Raw genomic sequence first — 19,565 nt, 5'->3', positions numbered from 1 at the left:
ATGTTTTATGTTTTATGTTTTATGTTTTATGTTTTATGTTTTATGTTTTATGTTTTATGTTTTATGTTTTATGTTTTATGTTTTATGTTTTATAAGTAAATTGTAATAGTGCGGCTTGCGTATTGGCAGATACTACCCCCAGACTTTCTGCTGTAAAAATTTTGGCTTTAGGAACGAACATCCCGTATCCATAAAGTAATTGAGTAGAAAATTGTTTGAATAGATTGATATCTAGCCCCCCTGAAATAAACATTGTGGACGCGAGCGGATAACCTATATTATTGGTTGATGTCGAATTCGGATTTGTTTCGTAGATAAAGGCTCCAAGCAACGCTAACTTTTCGGTGGCTGCATAGCGGGTTGCAACCTGGTAGGACCAAACATCTTTCCAATAAGTTGGAACTACAAAGCTACCTCTCGTTGTATTTTGAAAGTGAATCCTTTTTTGAATAGCCCAGCCTGACCAATAGATTTTCTCACTAATAAACCATTTATCACTCAACACATGTTGCAGTCCAATGTATGCTACCGAAGCCTCTGTTATACCCAACCGAAAAGAACGGCTGACTGCACTATTAAGCGAACTGGTACCAGATCCCATAGCATTTACCCATGTATACACTGCTGTAGTAAAAAAATTTTTTGCATTAATTTTGTAAAATAACCCTATATCTCCACTAGGATTCAACCCCGAAACCTTATTAAATTCGTTCCCCAAGTTAGGAACTACAAAATTTAATTCGTTGTTTTTGTTAATTTGACAATTAAGGCCTATGCCAAGAGCCAAATCTTTTGTTACCTGATAGCTGGTTTGAAATCCAGCCCTGTAATAAAGAAGGTTTGTTGTTGTAGTTACACTGGATACTATAGAATCCAGAGGCCACTCCAAATGGCCATAGGCACTGGGTACAATATTAATTCCCAATACAAAACGCTCACTAACCCTGTAGTCGCCTAACAAATAAGGAAGATTATCTGTTACTTTGCTGGTCGCACTTCCAGTGCCATCAATTGAAGTTCCAGTAAATTGTAATGACGGCACCACAAATAAATTACCTGCTCTTAATTGCATTTGATTAATCAAACTAAGCTCGGCAGGATTCTGGAAAAAAGTGTCGTTTAAACTTTGAGTAACAGCACAGCATGCCTTTTCTACCCAAAAACCTAAATAGATTGCTGTCGTTGTACTTAGCACCAATTTTAAAAAAGTTAACTTCATAAAAAACTGATATTTCCCTGATGATTTATTAAGTAATAAAACATGGCTGGAATAAAAAGTCTATCGATGTGAGTGGTCTCGACTGAAACTAACAGATGGTTCGGGATATTTTTTATAAAATAAACCGAACTAACTCCTTAATGATTCATTTCTTTTGTTCATGGTTGACTCAGAAAGTTTTTGTGTGTTGACACACATTCTTATCGGTAAAAAATATTAACGGATTATTACACGATAGTGTCGCTAAGCTCGTGATTGATTTTAGCCATCCATGGCTGAAATCGACTCGCAAACGCGACAAGTATGCCTCCGGCGGCCCTGGCCGTCCTGTGTCCGCTTGTTTTTTCACCCCATTCGGGGTTCAAAAACAACGCTACCCCAATGACTGACGCCTTTTCGGATGCCTTATATTTTGCCTGCGGCAAAACATCCGGCTCTAAGGCTACCAGGGACTACCAGCCTCGCTCGTTCCTCGCTTCCTTGGCTGGCAGCGGTCGTCATCTGTTAAATCAGAATCCTGGCTTGTTTATATTATCTTGAGGCGGTTCAGGTGTTTCACTGGTTTTTCCACTTCCAAATAGGCTCCGAGTATAATCACCAAAGCGGTAACCCGTTGTCTTTTTTGCAGGTTCTTCCTGTTTATCCTGCTCAGATAACGATGCGGTAGGAACAGATGGAGTAGGCGTCACGCAACAAACTACAAACCGCGTCACATCACCAAATTTATATCCTTCTTCACCACTTATTTTCCCCAACATAGTTCGTGTAATATCACCAAACTGATATTCAGGAGTCACTTGAGTTTGTTTTAACTTCGGATCAATTTCAAGGTGCAACTTAAATAGAGCACTGATACGTGCAATCGCCTGACAATACTCTTCCGGCGTATCAGGATTTGTCGCTATTTGGTTAACCAACAGATTAAATTCGTCATAACTGTCCAAAGTACCAATTTGTAGTTTTTTAATGATGACTAATAGATCCGTCTGTAGTTTTTCAAACAGTATCCTTTCATCTGCACTGGATTCGCTTTGGAGAATAAATACCTGGTAAATTTGCTTTAAATAAGCATCGAAATTGAGCGCTATATAACTTAAAAAATCTTTTTCATAGCTGATTGCTGATGTTGGTTTTTCCAACAATTGTTCTGTAAGAATCTCCTGAGAGCCAGTACTTATTATATATCTCAGCCTCTCTAAATAATATTTAATAGCAGGCCAATTTTCATCTGTGATAATGACCTTCATTGCCCCATATTTTTCTGGAGGGAAACAACCTTTTTCTAATACAAGTTTTGCTTGATACACTGGATTACTGAAATATAAGGAACCTGCTGCAGTATAAGTATCAGAAGCGCCAATTAGAGAATGCCCCTGACCAAATTGATCTGTGTCTTGCTGTTCGACTTCAGAGTATTTTTTCGCACCCTTGAGCAATTCTAAAGGAGAAGCGGCTGGAGCTGATTGTTCAAGGCCAACTAGCAGTATGTTTTGCTCCTTATTTAGATGAAAATAAAGATGGCCACTGAAACCATTAGCAGAAATCTTTTTTCCATAATGATTGTTTTCCCCTGCTCCACCCATAGCAATATTAACCCCAAAATCACGAGACTCTTTGAGTATTGAAGGTAATTGGCCAGTTACACCTAACAAAACTCCTTTACCTTCAAAAACTGATCGCTCAGTCCGAAACACATTATGAGTAGCCGAACGCGCAAAAACGGTATTTGTTTCGCCAGGTGCAGGGAAATAGGCTAACAGCTCTGCTCTGTTAGATTCAGACATATCTTGATAATCCAGGATAATGCGGCTGGCATGGGATAAATAATCAGCAACTGTGAGCTGATCCGAGGGGGCTTGTAACTCTGACGATTTAGACATGTATGCTCGTGTTTTAAAATCACCCATAGCAACGCATGCCATCACTAATTGCGACATTTTAATAGCAACATCGTCAGTTGAGTTATGAAGAAAAGTTTTAGCCCATTGAGCAGCAACATCGTATTGATCCTGGTCAATGGTTGAAGAGACTATTTTAAATCGTTTATCAGGCATTTTTTCGCGCCAGTTAATTTCTTGTTGGGACTATAGTAGCAAACTTAGCTTAAGTGAATGTTATGATACCAAATTATTTCTACATCCATAATAATCTCCAATATTTGATCCCGATTGAATACATACTCGGAATATTCGTTTTTTTCTATCAAGATACGGCCTAATATTCTTTTCTGCTCAAGAAAATAAGCTATAATTTATCCTAAAGAGGAAATAAAACTTATGTTACTTTTATCATGCAAAGAATGTGGCCAGCAGCTGAAACTCGATGCGTTCAAATGCCCTAGCTGTGGCTCTACAAAAACAACCAATATTAAATGGCTTTTAGTGGGGGTTATCAGTCTGGTGATCATTATCGCAATTTTTATAAAGATTTCTAATTCATCGCATGAGAATAAACTTCGAAATAATACATCCCTTGAATATACTTTAAATAATCTTTTATTCGGTACCATGCTAGCGCCCGACTTCACAATCAAGAATTTAAACAACGTTCCGATAAAAGACATCACTATTCAATGTGATGAGTTGGACTCAAGGGGTTCATTAATTGACAGTATGAAAAATACTATAAACGATACAATTCCTGCAAAAAGAACAAAAAAATTCCAAGAATTAAATATGGGTTACATAAGCAATCCCTCATCTATAAATTGCAAAATTATCTCTGTAGATGGATCTGATTAGGATAAATTTTCCTGAATTATAGAAAAATCAAGACCAATTTGAGTTTAAATGATTTAGATTTTTACCTTAAATATTCTACATAATCAGGAAGATAATAATGTCTCATTATTTTTTTCCGGGTTTAAACATATAAGAGCTAAGTAATTCCAATCCAAAAGCCAAAATACTTATATTTTTTAAATTTTTTGATTTTACAAATCGACTTCCCATAACGCGAGATAGAATAACGCGCAATAATTTAATTCGAAGGTAGTTAACAAGTAGACGATAAAACATTTCTTTTTCCTTATATAAACCATCATTTAAATTATAGATTATTTTTTGAACAAATAATCGTATCCTGTCAGAATCGCCGGGTAAGTGTCTGCCACTGAGCCCGGACTAATCCGAGCCGCGCGCGTCAGCAAGCGGAATTATCTCGAGATGTATAGTGGACCCCAAAAATGAGACAGTGGTGTAAAATAGAAACCATTGTTAAACGGGGTACCAAGTGGCTAAAAAAAAATTTACATCTGACTTCAAAGCAAAGTGATATGGGTCCGCATGTCTGGAACAAAATTAAGGAAAAATAAGAGCTATTCATCCATCATTTATAGTTAAAAATTCACTCAAATTAACCTATTTAAACCTACTCAATACCGTATGAATAGTGATTGCTACTACGAATTGTCTTAGGTCATTTTACCACAACTCTATCAGAATGACTTATCCACAAGTCCACAGGTCAGGAGAGCTTCACTTTCTCGTATAGGCCTGTGGGCCTTGTGGGTAAGTCATGACGCTCTCATTTAGGGTTTATGGTCTTTTCCGGCCATAATACACCTCTGCGGGCGTTAAATAATTAAAGGACTGGTGAAGCCTTCGGTTATTATAATACTCAAAATACTCCGTTAAGGCCAGCTCAACCTCTTCAATTGTATCAAAATCATACCGGTAGATTTTTTCTTGCTTAACACTACGCCACAATCGCTCGATAAATATATTATCTAAATAACGTCCTCGCCCATCCATGCTGATAGAAATGTGGTGAGATTTTAGCGTATTTATCCAATCTTTTGAGGTAAATTGAGAACCCTGATCCGTGTTAAAGATCTCACAACGCGAATGCAGCAAAGCGTTTCTAAGCGCCTCAATACAAAATTCAGCCTCCATAGTAGGTGAAATAGCCCATCCAATCACATAACGACTATACCAGTCCATAATAGCTACTAAATACACATGCTTTCCTTTCATGCGGATGTAGGTGATATCTGCGGCCCAAACCTGATTTGGTTTGGTGATATCCACCTCTTTTAATAAATAAGGGAACACCTCATGCTCCTTATTGGGAACGCTTGTATTTGGCTTTGGGTAAACAGTCGATAACCCCATCATTTCCATCAACTTTTTTACTCGACGTTTACCAACAGGATAGCCTACTTCTTTTGACAGCCATCTTGCCCGCTTAATTTTACCTTCACATGGATACTGCAGATAGTGCTCATCAAGTAGCGCCATAAGCGCTTCATCTTCGACAGAAATGGGCTTGGCACTATAATAATAACTTGAAACAGGCAAGTCTAATAGCAAGCATTGTTCACGAATGGTGAGCTCGGCAAGAGGATCAATCATGACGCGCTTTTCATCCAGACTAAAGTTCATGCTTTTTTTTTAGCCAAGATAGCTGCGCTTGAAGTCGACCAATTTCTTGATATAATGCCTCAACAAGCTGCTCTTGGGACTTGGCTTCTTTTTCATTAGCCCCAGAGAATAAATCGTTAATGGCTTTGATGGCCGATTGCTTCCAAGTTTTTACCTGCGTTGCGTGAACACCGTATTCACTGGTAATTTGCGCTTGTGTGAGTTTCCCCTCAATCGCAGCTAGCGTTATTTTTGCCTTCTTGGCCGCCGTATAATAAGCTCGCTTTTTAGACATTTTATTCTCCTCTTTGTATTAAGAAGAATAGCTCTTAAAAAACCTTTTTTTGTGTCCAGAAAACCGCGCCTATATTAAAGGTAGCAATTGAGGCATTAAAAAGTCACAAGACGACCAATGAATTGGCATCTGAATTTGAGGTGCATGCAACACAAATCAATCTGTGGAAAAAACAATTACTGGATGGAAGCAAGCAATTGTTTAGCGGCAAGCATGACAAAGACATGGACTCCATCATACAAGAACGAGATCGATTATACACGCAAATAGGCCAGCTAGCGGTTGAGTTAGACTGGCTTAAAAAAAAGACCGGTCATCTAAGTTGAGCGTGCGGGAGAAGCGAGCCATGATTGATGTCAATCACCCTACACTCAGCATCGTACGCCAATGTGCATTGGTTAATTTGTCACGCGCTAGCTACTATCGCACTGCTGGCGAAGGAATATGTACCGAGAGCCCAGAGAATCTGGCTTTGATGGTCTTGATTGATGAGGAATACATGCGCCATCCTTTCTATGGAAGCAGAAAGATGCGTTCTTATTTACGTCGCCTTGGCCATGACGTTAACCGTAAGAGAGTGCAGCGTTTGATGCGGATCATGGGTCTGGTTTCAGTGGCACCAAAGCCGAATACGAGTAAAAAGAACAAGGAACAAAAGGTTTATCCCTACTTGCTACGTGGTTTAGTGATTGATCGACCCAATCAGGTTTGGTGCACCGATATTACCTACGTTAGGATGCAAGGAGGCTTTGTATATTTGGTGGCAATAATGGACTGGTATAGCCGCAAGGTGCTCTCTTGGAAGGTATCAAACAGCATGGATGATGACTTTTGTGTAAGCGCGTTGGAGAGCGCCATCAGGCTCCACGGCAGGCCTGATATTTTTAATACGGATCAAGGCTCCCAGTTTACCAGTAAGGCGTTTACCGATGTTTTAAAAGACCATGACATCAAAATTAGCATGGACGGGAAAGGTCGATGGATGGATAATGTGTTCATTGAACGGCTATGGCGTTCAGTCAAATATGAAGATATTTACATAAAAGAATACGGAACAGTTTTAGCACTACGAAATGGTTTAAGGGTGTATTTCAAGTTTTATAACGACGAAAGACCTCATCAATCATTTGGAATATACACGCCGTCAGAGGTTTATGCTGGCCTATATGAGGCTGCAGCGTAATGGAATGCCTGTGGATATGTGGACGCGTCCTGCGGATCAGCCATCGCCCTTCGGGACATGTGGACAAGCCATGGATAACAAAAAGACGTTATCCACCGCTTGACCACACTCGATGGCTTCGCGCCCACATACCCACAGGCTCAATAACAGGTGTTTCATTAACTGCTATTGTGGTTGACTCGTGTGCTACGCACCCTCGTCAACGAAAGAAAGTAGAATTAAAGTTATATCTTAAATTAAACGGATCGCTGTCTTGACAATGGGGTCCACTGTAATGCTTATGTGGTGCATGGAACCTGCCGCACTTTAAGTAAGATTAATTCAGCCAATGATGGCATTTCAAATTTTTTAGTCACCCTATCGTAAATATACTGATAAACGTTAACTTTCAGTTTTCTGGCCGTCTGTACAATCGTGGCAAACGTATCCTTTGATTTGGTGCCATTTTGGGAGACCGTTTGGAGATTGATGTCGCGTATCCTTGCTTGAAACCGTGTCCCTAATTCAGAGGCATTGTTGTGCAATGGCAGAAATGGATGGTCTAACACCAATAATAACGCTTGTTTTTTAGCACGTGTCTTTGCAATGCGTTGATCTAAAACATCATAGCCTGTCGTGGTTGCGAACAAAGTATCAAATTGCATTGATAGTTGTTGGGCCATTGATTGAGATGGAGCCGTCTTGTAAGTCAATAATGCATGGTAGAAATCCCATAATTGCTCAAGAAATACAGCCAATATATTCTGATTCATATCTGAGAATGGAGTGAGTTTTTTATAATGACGACCTTCATGGATCCAGCACAGCGCATGATGTAGGGCCAATTTATTAAACTGAGGCGCATCATCTGTCATTAAATAATGGATGAAGTATTTCGAGTGCTGATAATAGGCAAGAGCTGCTGACTCAAGAATTATGCGTCGATTCGTGCTGTGTTTTTTTGGATTTGGAAAAAGTGTTCCCATCAAACTATCGATTGATTCACGTGTGAGGGGTTGTGCATGCAGCATTGGTTTAATTTGATCCAACCATTTTTTTGCGAGACCAAACTCATCCATTAACTCATAAGCCTCCTGATTAAACATAAACTTTAATTGGTCTCGACACAGCAACTCCAATAAGGTCAAGCGATCTTTTTTACGACGAGTGAAGTATGCTGTAAAAAAGTCATTACATAAAACATGGGTGTAGTGATTTTTGCCGTTAACACGACTGCCTGTGTCATCCATCTGCTGGTACAAGCCTGCGTTGCTACCGGCATCGACAATATCTTCTTTTTCCTGATGAAAAATATCATTGCCTTCTGTCAGCATGGAAGCAATTTTACCATGTGATATTTGAATACCACATGTTTTTAAAAAGCGCTCAATGGCGCTCTCCGTCATCCCTGCATCACGGTATAATGTGATGACCAGCGCTTTAACCCCAGGACCAAATTCACTGCCCTTATATTCGCCAGGAATCGGCGCAATAAAGGTTTTTTTCAAAGATGGTGAGTAATACGTTTCCAGCTTGAATTCAACATTATCCGTGATGATTTTTAGATCCTGGATGATTCGAATCTCAAAACCCTTGAACTTGGCGTCATCTGGCAGCGTTGCTTTGTCCAGAGCAATCGTAACACGTCTATCAATACGTACGTTTTTTTTGTCTTTGCCTGTGTTTTTATTGTTCCCTTTACCACGTTTATTGCGATCTCCTTCAGATGAATGATTGGAATTGCCTGTATTATCGCCATTGCTACCTTTGGATTGACCGCGAATATTAGGTTTGCCCTGTTCACCCTTAAGGCGGTTTATCTCATCACGTAATACTTGGTTTTCCTCTCTGAGCAAAGCATTTTCTTCGGCAAGCATTTCGACCAAATTAACCAATACCTTAATGATAGTCACGGCCTTTTTGTCGGCAAGACTATCGATATCTTTTGTTAACTCATCTAAAACTTGTTTGATTTCTTGGCGTTTCATCATCTACCACTGCGTTACTAATGCTGATACGGCAATCATAACATGACTTTTTTTGAACGCATTTTTCGAGTTTTAACGCCACTAAGGGCTAAGAAAAAATCTGACCTCAGGAGGGAGATGTTTTATTAGTGAAAGGGGCTACATTGTGATCTTGGGGATCTTAGGGCATGCATATTGCATGACTTACGTTTGATATGGAAAAACATCAGTTTTACAGAAAAACCGTGTCAATAGGTATTTTGAATATTTTTAAAGAATTCCGCTTGCTGACGCGCGCGGCTCGGATTAATCCGGACTCAGTGGCAGACACTTACCCGGCGATTCTGACAGGATACAAATAATCAACTATAGGAACATATAATTTTAATTTTGCCAACCGTTAATCGTTTTAAACTTGATATTTTGCTAACATGAATCAAAAAGTAATGGGTTTTATTAATGGAAACAAAAAAAGAGAAACATTGGTCAAAGGTTGAACTACTGCATCACATGGTCAAAAACCCGAATATTCATATCAAAGGCAAACACAGTTACTACAGTGATGCCTGGACAGGAAGCTTTGAAGAGACCGTTGTGAGATATCTGTATGGGGATGAGTTCAGTTTAAACAATTGGACCCCTCAGTGGGAAGTTGATCAACTCTATATTGGGGCAGCAGTTCCCGTAACCTACTCAACAGTGCGCCAGTACTGCATCCCAACTATTTTATTTCGTAAACTTTTTTGCTATTTTATCTTTAATTTAAAACTGAATGATAGAATGTCCAAAGATGTTACCAATAAGAAAATTTTTGTCTGCAGTTGGGTTGATCACTGTAGTTCGTAAAGAGTTTCAGAAAATCAAATCTCCCCGTGATGCTGCGCCAGGGAAAAATGTTATTTCGTTGACGGATTGTTTGATGTCTGCCTTTGCGATGTTTAATCTCAAGTACCCTTCATTACTCCAATTTGATAGGAGTCACCGACTGGATCCCCAAGTTCAACATAATTTAGGAACTCTTTATGGCATTGAACAGATCCCTAGTGATACGTACATGCGCGAGCGATTGGATGAAGGAGCCCCATCTACTCTGCGTAAAGTCTATAAGCGGTTATTTGCCTTTCTTCAAAGAGGGAAATCCCTGGAATCTTATCGTTACCTAAACGGTCGTTATTTACTGGCTGGGGATGGAACTGGATTTTTTGCATCCAATGTAATTCATTGCGACCAATGTTGTATTAAGCATGATCACAAATTATCTGTAGTTTTAACCACAAAGCAATCTATTACCGACCTATCTCTGAAAGCACGTAGTTATATTTTAGCTAATCCACTACGAACATATTTTGCATTATGGTATATAGATGACCACAAAAAAATTACTTTGATTCCAATTAAAGATATCGATAGTTTGCCTACATTGCTGCATGATAAAAAAATGTATAAGGAATTATCAAAAGAAGTTAAGGCGGAAATAGAGCTGGCCATCAAATCCTATCATTATGCTCGATTTCCTGACGAGAAGGTCTCGTATTACCACAATATGTATTGCGCAGCCATAGTTCACCCGGATAAAAAAGTGGTTATTCCATTTGTACCAGAACTTATCATGAAAGAAGATGGCGATACTAAAAACGACTGTGAACGCAACGCTTCCAAACGGTTATATAGGGATTTGAAACGAGAACACCCACACTTAAAAGTCATTGTCGTTGAAGACAGCTTGGCTTCAAATTACCCTCACCTCAATGAGCTTAAAAACCTGGATATGCAGTTCATAACGGGTGCTAAAGAAGGGGATCACAAAGCACTATTTAAATGGCTCAACGAACATGAGTGTATTACTTATGAGCACAAAACAGAAGACGGGGTGACGCACAGTTACCGTTATATTAATGGCGCACCACTCAATACAAGCCATTATGATTTTAAAGTAAATTTCATGGAGTACTGGGAAACAAATAAAAAGGGTGGCAAGCAACATTTTAGCTGGGTCACTGACATAACGATTACCAATAACAATGCTTATGACATTATGCGAGGAGGACGTGCGAACTGGAAAATAGAAAATCCCATATTTAATACACTCAAAAACCTAAACTACCACTTTGGTCATAATTTTGGACATGGATATAAAAATCTCTCGACCATGCTAGCCTTATTGATGATGCTCGCTTTCTTTGTTGATCAGGTTCAGGAGCTTTGTTGTAATATGTTCCAAAAAGCACTAAAAATGCGCCAATCAAAAATTGGTCTCTGGGATAAAATGAAACGCCTATTCAGTGAATATTTTGTTGATAATTGGAATGATTTATTTAACGCAATTATTCATGGGCAGGAGAAAATCAAACTTAATCCCATTAATACCTCATAGCATCTTATTTTTGAACACGGCTATTGTTTTGGTTTTAAATGAGTTTTTGAGTTTTGATAACGATTAGTGCTTGTTTTGCAATCAGATGATTTGTGAATTGCTTGTTGCTGCCCATGAGGAATAGATAGGGAATATTCTATTACCTATCGGTGGGGAGAAACTGGTAGCGGGAACCGCTGATATTGGGGACTATGTGTGTATCGCTGCGGAAGCCATTATTATGTTGGGAGGTAATCATAATCACCGGATTGATTGGTTTAGCTTATATCCCTTTGCAGATAAATATATTGAGAGTTATGAAAAACAAGGTGACACCGTTATTCAAGATGGTGCCTGGCTTGGTATGCGCTCCATGATAATGCCTGGTTTGACTATAGGAGAAGGGGCAATTATAGCCGCAGGTACTGTAGTTACTAAAGATGTTTCTCCATACAGCATTGTTGCCGGAAGCCCTGCAAAGGTCATTAGAAAACGATTTGATGATGAGGTTATAAAAAGAATTCTCAGATTAAAAGTTTACGACTGGCAAGAGGAAAAATTTAAAGTCTTAAAAAATCATCTTTGTGGGGACAACATTGATGCTTTAGAAAGGGCAAACCAGGAATATGACCAGCAGATTAGTGAACTTTTTTCATGAATTAACACCTCCCAGTGGGTCCTGACGATAAAAACGAACGAGCAATGAATAGACTTCGGTTCTGTCGCAAAAATATATTTATGCAACAAACGGACTTATTTTGGACGAGCTTAGGCCACTAGTCCATAGAACTGTTCAAAAATAGTTTGATTGGCCGATTGATTATGCTGGCCTTTTCTAAGCATATGATGTAATTCAATGCCAGCTAAGGTAGCAGCGGCCGAGTGAAACTCTTTAAAGCCCTTCATTGGCTTGGTGATTTTCTTAATGAATCGATGGTCTTGTTCCACGATATTATTGAGGTATTTAATTTGTCTCACAGTCATTTGGACGAACAGCCCGCCCACCATGAACAGCAGCGCCAAGTGTAAATTAATCGTATCAATTCCAGCTTTATTAGCGCCACTTTTATCCATAGTTACCTTGTCAGGTAAGCCATTAGAACCAATAGCTTTCTCAAAAAATGCTCGTGCAGCAGGCTCATCCCTTTTTTCTGAAAGCATGAAATCAACCGTTTTACCTTCCTTATCAACGGCTCGATACAAGTACACCCATTGGCCCTTCACCTTGATATAGGTCTCATCCATACGCCATGAAATCACAACAGGACGCTTGTGGCGCTTGCGAAATGCTTCTTCCAATTGAGAAGAATAGTCAATAACCCAGCGATTGATGGTGGAGTGATCTACTTTTAGCCCGCGTTCCAGAGCCAATTCTTCAACATCTCGGTAACTCAATGAATAGGCCAAGTACCATCTGACCAGCATCAAAATAATATCCTGTTTAAAATGACGCCACTTAAAGCTAATCATCGTTGACCATTCCTATGCAAAAACCCAGATACTATCTTAGAGGATAACTTTTTGCGACAGAACCCAGAAACAATGCTGAACCGTAGTTTCACCGATGGTGAAGGTCCAAAAAAAGGCAAAGAAATATCAGGTGTATCGATGCATTACGCGAAAGGTCTTGGTTCCGATTACTCTGGCTGGTCGACATAAAGCGGTTTAGGGAATTACGTACCTTAATGCAAATAATCCCCGTAACACACTTCTTTTTTTTTAAACACCTCTACCAGTATTAAGTGAGGCAAAGTAAGTGACGCCAACATATATATTGTTAAGAAAAACCCGGCTCCCTGCCAATCCAAGGTGCTTGGTAAAAAAGCATATGCCGTTATTGAAAAGGTGTAAGTTAACAAAGTCATTGGCAATAAATCCTTAACAAATGTTCGATATGATGAATAACCTATCTTTTCATAGAGCATGGCAAAATATTTACAAGAGTGAATTCCAACAAAATAAACTGTCAAAAAAGCCAGTGGTGGCGTTAAAAATGCAGCCATAAGCACGATAACAACCTCTTGAGCACAATCTTTTTTTAAAGTGAAAAGCCCTAGACCAATTACTGGTAATAAACAACATGCAGCCCACTGCAAAAAATGAGCGTATAACATAGCTTGTTCTGAGCCGATTAGGTAGGAAAATAAGACACATATCTTTTGTGTATGAAGTAATGCAGGCAGACATATTATAGATAAACCAATAATGAAAGCTAAAAAATAACAGTATACTTTTGTCTGAAACACACTTGAATCATAGTAATCCATGCCAAAATGATAGGCAGAATACAATAAAAAAATGCCAAAAAAGAAAGAAGAAAACCAGTAAAAGCCCAGAAAAACTGCAATCGCCAATGACAAATAGGCAATGAATAATACAGTTGTTTTAAAAGTGCTAATTGCAAATCTTTTTCTTAAAATCCACAAGTCTAAAGCACCATGAGGCATGCCAATAAGAATCACCAGTACTAAAAAAACAACCATAGCAAATGATGGAAACCACACCGTGAACAAAGACATCATGATGAAATTTACAATTAAGACAATGGACTTCATAACACTGCCTTGATGAATGGCCAACTTGGCACCGCTCTTATCACTTTCCAGCGTAAAGCCCATCCAAGAGTTCCATTCATAAAGTGGGCAAACTGAGAAGGATTCAATCTTGAGGCCAATAGTATAAATATCTCAGGAGAAAGTGGCATTTGACGCAAAAGCACACGACAAAAACAAAGATCCATCCATCTATCTATAGCTAAGTCTAACACCGGCTCCTTTAATGCTTTGTTCATTCCAATTTGCTGGGCATGATACCAGGCTCGTTGTTGGATGCGTAAAAAACCATAGCCGCTAGAAGCTCTTAATGACCCTTGGTGCTGGGCAAAAACATGGCATGACTTTGAGTCTTGAGCACCTTTAGCAATGCCCATAGGCAAAACAGCAGCCTCATCCCGTAACGTATCAAATTCAGTCGTATATTCATGAATGAGTTTAAGACATTCTTGCATGAGCTGTTCAGGCCCATGATACATCGAACTAAATCGTGTCACTTCAAGTAATGCATGATAAGGACTGAAAGGTAAGACATAATCAAATTGACAATAAATATTGTTAGCAACAAGATTATGCATAAGATGAGCTGATGTTGGGTCAAACACAGGTTGTTTGGTTTTGATCTCAATACCATAAAAGATTTGATGCAGCGGCGCTTTTTCTCTAAGGATATATTGGTTGGGTCTTGTATCGATCACCTGACGGGCAATAAACTGACCAATAGAGGTATCCACAACGAAGCATTTTTTTTCTTTGTTTATAGCGAACACTTTTGTGTTCAAGTGTAACTTTTGCCTTGGATCATCCTCAATAGCCGCCAAAACTTTATTGTAATAATCTTTACTCTTGATGATAGCATAAGGAGTAGCAGGGTTAGTGTGTTCAATAACTACGGAGCCTTTGTTTAAGGTCCACGTAGGCCACTGATGAAAAATGATGTCTGTATGGGGGAACTTGGCCATGCTCAACCAAAAACACCAGCTTCGATCATCGTCATAAAATTCACGTTGTTCTATAATATCGATGGTCTGTTCTCCCTGAGTTTGGCTATAAAAAAAAGCAGTTGCCAAGCCAGCACAGCCCCCACCAAGAATTAAAACATCACAGTTGTGCGAGGGCATGGTGGTATTTTCCAAAAACAAAATTAAAACCGGCCCAGCTTGCAAGGGAAATTTTTTTTAAATACGGTATTGATAAACGACCATTCCAGTATTCATATTCATTTTTTGCAACACTTAGCCCAATATGCCGGTAGAGCCTCATGGCAACAAGAACAGTAAAACGAGATCTCGCAGGTATAAATTTTAAGCCATGACATGCACTTTGGTAGTAGGTCTCAGCCAAACTTAGGGTTTTTTTCATTGCCAACTGAGTGGCAAATCGATTCTGAGCCTTTAGCACTAAGCTTGGTTCATCAAATCCCAGCCACTCAACCGGCAGGTATAACCGATTAATCCATGCATCCTCCATTACATCACGAACAATATTGGTTAATTGCATCGCAACACCTAAGTGAGAAGCATACTGAGTTGCCAGCGGGTCAACACAGCCCAATATGGGACACATCATCTCACCAACAGTTCCAGCTACCTGATAAGCATATTGAAAAAGCTCACGCTCATTGAGAATTCTCACCGTTCCCAGATCCTGTTTTATTCCATCAACCAAATTTAAGGCTGATTTTAATGGAACGTTTTGGTGATTAATGAGTTGGATCATACCTTGAAGATTTACATCATCAGACCCACTCATAGATAACGCACTAGAGATATAATCTAACTTTAATCTTGCAAGCCTTTTTTGATTATCATCTAAAGCATCATCTGCTAAATCATCACAATAGCGGCAAAAAGCGTACAGCTCAGAAGCATGAGCATGTGTCGTTTGCGGCAATAATCTGGCTGCAAAACTAAAGGTTTTAGCGTGCGCCCTAAAGACAGTCTCAGCATTCATGTGGTGCTCCTAAATCGCGACTTGAGGAAGTAGTTTCTCTACCAGCTTGGCAGATGATAATACCCCAGGTATCCCGGCACCCGGATGTGTACCAGCGCCAACCAAATACAGTCCATTAATTCCTTCAGCCTTATTATGATGTCGAAACCAGGCTGATTGATAAAATAAGGGAGCGACAGAAAATCCGCTTCCTTGGAACGCATTGTAATCAGTCTTAAAGTCCATTGGTGTTTTGCTGATGCTGACAGTCAGTTCTTCAGACAACCCCGGCAAACAGGTCTGCTCTAATTTTGTTATCATTCGCTTGATAAAAGGGCCTGATTGTTTTTGCCAATCAACTCTACTGCTGAGGTTGGGAACAGGGCACAAACAATAGAAAGTGTCATGTCCCTTTGGTGCCATACTAGGATCTGTGGCCGTAGGCCGGTGCAAATACATGGCCAATTCGTTTGACAGGACTTTCTTATTGAAAATATCAGCCAACAGACGTTTATAGTCATCTCCCATAATGATCGTGTGATGGGGCACGTCAGTGTATTGCTTTTTCGTACCAAAGTACCAAACAAAAAGCCCCATGGATGGCTTACTTAAAGCCGTTTTCCACTTTGATACTAAGGGCTGATGCTTCGCTGCAATCATGTAACGATACAAATATAGAGGATCTACATTTGAGATAACAACATCACAAGAAATATGCTCACCCGTTTGCAAAACAATTGACCGGACCGTTTTATCAACTATTTTTATGTGCTCTACAGAGCAATTTAAATGGATTTTGATACCTACTTCTTTCATCAGTATCGTCATGGCTTCAATGAGCTGCCCTGTTCCCCCCATCACATAGTGAACACCCCACTTACGCTCTAAATAATGGATGAGGCTGTAAATAGAGGTTGTTTCCACAGGGTTTCCCCCTACAAGCAAAGGCTGTATAGAAAATGCTTCTCTAAGCGCTGGGTGCTTGATAAATTGGCTTACCCACTGCCAGACACTTTTGTAAGATTTTAAACGAATCAAGCTTGGTATCACCTTTGCCATCTGAGTAAATTGATGAAAAGGATGATCGGCAAGCTGTTCAAATCCGACTTCATAAATCTCTTTGGAATGAGACAATAATCGGAGGTAATTATCTTTATCTTCAGCTGAGATACGAGAAATTTCAGCCAGCAATTCCTCTATTGAGCCGCCATAATTAAATATCATGCCGTCCGGATATAAAAAACGATACCAAGGCTCGATGGGAACCAATGTTGCGTAGTCTTTCAGTTGGCGATCAAATAACTGAAACAATTCTTCTAAAAGAAATGGTGCGGTTATTACGGTTGGCCCAGCATCAAAAATATAACCATCTTTACTGTAGACTTGCGCTCTACCTCCCAACATCGGGCATTGACAATATATATCAACATCATACCCTTTCGCCCTGGCACGTAAGGCCGCAGCCATACCCCCTAAACCACCACCTATAACCGATAATTTTTTGTTCACGCTAGATCCTTAATCAATCGAGGCTGAATGTTACGGTATAGTTGCAAAAAAGGCTGCCTCATGTCCTGCGGTAAATGGTGTATCATCGATTGAGCTTGACATAAGTGGCTATTGGCCAACTCATGTGCTTGAGTCAACATGATGGGTTTGTCCTGATCAAATACAGTAAAAATAGAAAAGTTGTGCTGGTCTTTGTCTTCTTCAATGTCTGTTATGTCATCAACAATTTGATAACTAATCACTAAGTGACGAATAATTCCTTCAAATAATGAGCAATAAGTGACATGCTTGCTGAGGAGTGATGCCAGCTTAATGCCAAGCATCATTAACTGGCCGGACTTAAGCCAGAAAATGTTGGTATAATGAACAAGCTGAGGTTTATTTAGCGCCATTGCGTTAATATCCCGAACTTGGCCTATAATCGTCTTTGTTACAAAATTATGAATTAGTCGCACAGAGCTACCAATATAACCATAGGGTAGAAAAGATGCTGTATTATAAGCGATCGAAATAAGCAAATCACCATAAGCAAGTGCTTTAGCGAGACCAAACTTTTGCCACATAGACTCCTGACCTCGACGAAAAACAGCATTATCTTGAATATCATCGTGTATCAAAGACGCATTGTGAAGCATTTCAACAAGAGCAGCACAATGGGTGGCTGCATCATAGGGAAGTTGCATCGCTATCGAACAATTAAAGGTGAGTCGTGCTCGGGTCAGGCTGCCGGGGTGTTGAAAATGAAAACGACTCATCTGCCGCATACCTTCATCTAAATCGCTTTCTATGACCTGTTTGAATAGAGCCATAAACTCATGAGAGTCAAACATTGGCATTGTACCCTGAGTCAAGACGGTGAGAGAGATACCCAATGTTCTTAATAACATTGGGTATGGTTTAAATTAAAGTTCAGCGTACCCTTCTTCGCTTGATTTGGATCGGGCAATGAAGAAAATGAGTAATCCAAAACCAGCTTTGGCCAGGATGTCAGCGATAGAATAACCAACCTGCAGAGCAACAAAACCATGACCGCCTCCAACCCCCAAGTTTGGTAGCAAATAAACAATAGGGTAAAAACACCAAGCTAAGACAGTCAAATAACAAGCCTTTCTTACCAAGGGTTGTGTTTTTTGAGGCTGTTTGGAAATGGAGGCACGCAGACCAAAGAAAAGCTCGTAAATAATATAAAGGAAAGGAATCATAGACAGTACCCACCATAGCAAGCGTGATGTCATGTCAACTGAAATCTCACCAGGGTAACCGAGTATAACCATCACAGCAGCTGCAAATCCTAACTTGATTGAGCGAGAGATAGTCTCTTCATGCGTTAACTTCATGACAAGAATAAGCTCTATAAGTAGTAGTGGCACAGTTAACAACCAGTCCACATAACGGTAGGCATCATTAAAAGGTTTACTCGATAAAGTAACGGTATCACCCATGACATTATAAGCATGTTCGAATGAGAAAAAGATTTGAAGGTAGTGGTAAGCTGCAATAAAAGTAACCAACCCGGTGATCGAGATGGCTATACGATATCGCCCAGAAACACGGGCCAAGTTCAACCAGAAAAATAGCGTTGCCGCCATCATTAAAGCAAATGTAAATGAAAAAACGTTATAAAGCAGGTTGTACCCTACGAGCCCCATATTATCCATAATTTATTCTCCGATATAAATTTTTTTTAATTGACAACATTTACCAAAGCTTCATCAAAACGCTTACTTTTTTAATTTTATTAAGCGAGGAATGTTAAATGCTATTATACGTATTAAAGCCAAATCAAAAAAAGAAATTTTCTAAAATCAAGCCGTTAAAAGAAACATCTGTACATAACTTAGCAGAGAATAAAAATTAAAACAATGGTAACTGTAACGGCTCGCGTTTATAAACACATCAGCCCGCAATCATCGCATTTTTTTGGCTTTGTCGCAAAAATATTTTTAGACTACGAGCGGAGTTATTTTGGGTCTTTCCCAATTACGGGGGCACTCATCAGTTAACCGCACAGCGCCCTAACACGGGTTCTATAATTTTCAAAGTTACGAAAGCCATAAGCTCTTCTTTGTATCAACTTCATCTTTCTATGAAACCCTTCTGTAATGCCATTAGACTTCCTAAAACGCCACATACGTACTATCTCTTCTTTCCATTGGCAAAATGTTTTTCCGAGAGCTGCCAACGCTTTAAATGGACTACTTTTCAGGGGTTCTGT

At 39.5% G+C, this 19,565-nt stretch carries 16 protein-coding genes and 2 pseudogenes; 5 read left to right on the top strand and 13 right to left on the bottom strand.

Going from position 1 to position 19,565, the window contains the following annotated elements:
• Positions 1–82 precede the first annotated feature (82 nt).
• Together HRS36_RS04070 and HRS36_RS04065 are read right to left on the bottom strand one after the other, a co-directional pair.
• Positions 83–1,219, bottom strand: coding sequence for an OmpP1/FadL family transporter (locus HRS36_RS04070; RefSeq protein ID WP_173236340.1), 1,137 nt, complete (start codon positions 1,217–1,219; stop codon positions 83–85).
• Positions 1,220–1,728: 509 nt separating this feature from the next.
• Positions 1,729–3,273, bottom strand: coding sequence for a hypothetical protein (locus HRS36_RS04065; RefSeq protein ID WP_173236339.1), 1,545 nt, complete (start codon positions 3,271–3,273; stop codon positions 1,729–1,731).
• Between the two features lie 222 nt (positions 3,274–3,495).
• Here HRS36_RS04065 and HRS36_RS04060 point away from each other — a divergent pair, with 222 nt between their 5' ends.
• A complete protein-coding gene (locus tag HRS36_RS04060) occupies positions 3,496–3,960 on the top strand; it encodes a hypothetical protein (protein WP_173236338.1) in 465 nt (154 codons plus the stop codon).
• 795 nt (positions 3,961–4,755) lie between these two features.
• On the opposite strand, the gene HRS36_RS04055 is transcribed toward HRS36_RS04060, so the two are convergent.
• Together HRS36_RS04055 and HRS36_RS04050 are read right to left on the bottom strand one after the other, a co-directional pair.
• A complete protein-coding gene (locus HRS36_RS04055; RefSeq protein ID WP_173235473.1) occupies positions 4,756–5,601 on the bottom strand; it encodes an IS3 family transposase in 846 nt (281 codons plus the stop codon).
• Positions 5,591–5,875 carry a transposase gene (locus tag HRS36_RS04050; RefSeq protein ID WP_173235475.1) on the bottom strand — a complete coding sequence of 95 codons (285 nt, stop codon included), beginning with the start codon at positions 5,873–5,875 and terminating at the stop codon, positions 5,591–5,593. The genes HRS36_RS04055 and HRS36_RS04050 overlap by 11 nt, the downstream gene beginning before the upstream one ends.
• 71 nt (positions 5,876–5,946) lie before the next feature.
• On the opposite strand from HRS36_RS04050, the pseudogene HRS36_RS04045 reads away from it, so the two are divergent.
• Positions 5,947–7,058: pseudogene (locus tag HRS36_RS04045) on the top strand (IS3 family transposase).
• Positions 7,059–7,336: 278 nt separating this feature from the next.
• On the opposite strand, the gene HRS36_RS04040 reads toward HRS36_RS04045, so the two are convergent.
• Positions 7,337–9,028 carry an IS66 family transposase gene (locus HRS36_RS04040; RefSeq protein WP_173235423.1) on the bottom strand — a complete coding sequence of 564 codons (1,692 nt, stop codon included), beginning with the start codon at positions 9,026–9,028 and terminating at the stop codon, positions 7,337–7,339.
• A 435-nt stretch (positions 9,029–9,463) separates the two neighbouring features.
• Here HRS36_RS04040 and HRS36_RS18590 point away from each other — a divergent pair, with 435 nt between their 5' ends.
• The 3 genes from HRS36_RS18590 to HRS36_RS04025 all read left to right on the top strand — a co-directional run bounded on the left by HRS36_RS18590 (position 9,464) and on the right by HRS36_RS04025 (position 12,015).
• The gene (locus HRS36_RS18590; RefSeq protein ID WP_226905567.1) at positions 9,464–9,850 is read left to right on the top strand and encodes a hypothetical protein; all 387 of its coding nucleotides are present in this window, start codon (positions 9,464–9,466) and stop codon (positions 9,848–9,850) included.
• Positions 9,795–11,378 carry a hypothetical protein gene (locus HRS36_RS04030; RefSeq protein WP_173235428.1) on the top strand — a complete coding sequence of 528 codons (1,584 nt, stop codon included), beginning with the start codon at positions 9,795–9,797 and terminating at the stop codon, positions 11,376–11,378. Before HRS36_RS18590 ends, HRS36_RS04030 begins: the two co-directional genes overlap by 56 nt.
• A 193-nt stretch (positions 11,379–11,571) precedes the next feature.
• Entirely contained in the window at positions 11,572–12,015 is a 444-nt protein-coding gene (locus HRS36_RS04025) for a CatB-related O-acetyltransferase (RefSeq protein ID WP_226905566.1), read from the top strand.
• 110 nt (positions 12,016–12,125) lie between these two features.
• On the opposite strand, the gene HRS36_RS04020 is transcribed toward HRS36_RS04025, so the two are convergent.
• From HRS36_RS04020 to HRS36_RS03985, 8 genes and pseudogenes are all read right to left on the bottom strand, one after another.
• Positions 12,126–12,827, bottom strand: coding sequence for an IS6 family transposase (locus tag HRS36_RS04020; protein WP_173236327.1), 702 nt, complete (start codon positions 12,825–12,827; stop codon positions 12,126–12,128).
• Positions 12,828–13,039: 212 nt separating this feature from the next.
• On the bottom strand, positions 13,040–13,975 hold the full coding sequence (locus HRS36_RS04015; protein WP_173236337.1) for a Brp/Blh family beta-carotene 15,15'-dioxygenase: 936 nt from the start codon (positions 13,973–13,975) through the stop codon (positions 13,040–13,042).
• On the bottom strand, positions 13,909–15,030 hold the full coding sequence (locus tag HRS36_RS04010; RefSeq protein ID WP_173236336.1) for a lycopene cyclase family protein: 1,122 nt from the start codon (positions 15,028–15,030) through the stop codon (positions 13,909–13,911). The genes HRS36_RS04015 and HRS36_RS04010 overlap by 67 nt, the downstream gene beginning before the upstream one ends.
• Entirely contained in the window at positions 15,011–15,862 is an 852-nt protein-coding gene (locus HRS36_RS04005; RefSeq protein ID WP_173236335.1) for a phytoene/squalene synthase family protein, read from the bottom strand. The genes HRS36_RS04010 and HRS36_RS04005 overlap by 20 nt, the downstream gene beginning before the upstream one ends.
• 9 nt (positions 15,863–15,871) lie before the next feature.
• Complete coding sequence (gene crtI, locus HRS36_RS04000; protein ID WP_173236334.1) at positions 15,872–17,350, bottom strand: phytoene desaturase family protein; 1,479 nt, start codon at positions 17,348–17,350, stop codon at positions 15,872–15,874.
• Positions 17,347–18,186, bottom strand: a complete 840-nt coding sequence (locus HRS36_RS03995) for a polyprenyl synthetase family protein (RefSeq protein WP_173236333.1) — start codon at positions 18,184–18,186, stop codon at positions 17,347–17,349. Before HRS36_RS03995 ends, crtI begins: the two co-directional genes overlap by 4 nt.
• A 66-nt stretch (positions 18,187–18,252) precedes the next feature.
• Positions 18,253–19,008, bottom strand: coding sequence for a bacteriorhodopsin-like (locus HRS36_RS03990; protein WP_173236332.1), 756 nt, complete (start codon positions 19,006–19,008; stop codon positions 18,253–18,255).
• Between the two features lie 341 nt (positions 19,009–19,349).
• Positions 19,350–19,556, bottom strand: a pseudogene (locus HRS36_RS03985) (transposase); the annotation flags it as partial.
• Between the last annotated feature and the right edge of the window lie 9 nt (positions 19,557–19,565).

It is taken from the genome of Legionella antarctica, assembly GCF_011764505.1.
Lineage (GTDB): Bacteria > Pseudomonadota > Gammaproteobacteria > Legionellales > Legionellaceae > Legionella > Legionella antarctica.
Note: the sequence above shows the minus strand (reverse complement) of the source record. Positions and strands in the feature narration are given on the sequence as shown.

Bases quoted from the DNA above. Each gene is read 5' to 3' on its own strand.
- HRS36_RS04070 (WP_173236340.1), bottom strand. From the start codon at position 1,219: ATGAAGTTAACTTTTTTAAAATTGGTGCTAAGTACAACGACAGCAATC.
- HRS36_RS04065 (WP_173236339.1), bottom strand. From the start codon at position 3,273: ATGCCTGATAAACGATTTAAAATAGTCTCTTCAACCATTGACCAGGAT.
- HRS36_RS04060 (WP_173236338.1), top strand. From the start codon at position 3,496: ATGTTACTTTTATCATGCAAAGAATGTGGCCAGCAGCTGAAACTCGAT.
- HRS36_RS04055 (WP_173235473.1), bottom strand. From the start codon at position 5,601: ATGAACTTTAGTCTGGATGAAAAGCGCGTCATGATTGATCCTCTTGCC.
- HRS36_RS04050 (WP_173235475.1), bottom strand. From the start codon at position 5,875: ATGTCTAAAAAGCGAGCTTATTATACGGCGGCCAAGAAGGCAAAAATA.
- HRS36_RS04040 (WP_173235423.1), bottom strand. From the start codon at position 9,028: ATGATGAAACGCCAAGAAATCAAACAAGTTTTAGATGAGTTAACAAAA.
- HRS36_RS18590 (WP_226905567.1), top strand. From the start codon at position 9,464: ATGGAAACAAAAAAAGAGAAACATTGGTCAAAGGTTGAACTACTGCAT.
- HRS36_RS04030 (WP_173235428.1), top strand. From the start codon at position 9,795: ATGTTACCAATAAGAAAATTTTTGTCTGCAGTTGGGTTGATCACTGTA.
- HRS36_RS04020 (WP_173236327.1), bottom strand. From the start codon at position 12,827: ATGATTAGCTTTAAGTGGCGTCATTTTAAACAGGATATTATTTTGATG.
- HRS36_RS04015 (WP_173236337.1), bottom strand. From the start codon at position 13,975: ATGGGCTTTACGCTGGAAAGTGATAAGAGCGGTGCCAAGTTGGCCATT.
- HRS36_RS04010 (WP_173236336.1), bottom strand. From the start codon at position 15,030: ATGCCCTCGCACAACTGTGATGTTTTAATTCTTGGTGGGGGCTGTGCT.
- HRS36_RS04005 (WP_173236335.1), bottom strand. From the start codon at position 15,862: ATGAATGCTGAGACTGTCTTTAGGGCGCACGCTAAAACCTTTAGTTTT.
- HRS36_RS03995 (WP_173236333.1), bottom strand. From the start codon at position 18,186: ATGCCAATGTTTGACTCTCATGAGTTTATGGCTCTATTCAAACAGGTC.
- HRS36_RS03990 (WP_173236332.1), bottom strand. From the start codon at position 19,008: ATGGATAATATGGGGCTCGTAGGGTACAACCTGCTTTATAACGTTTTT.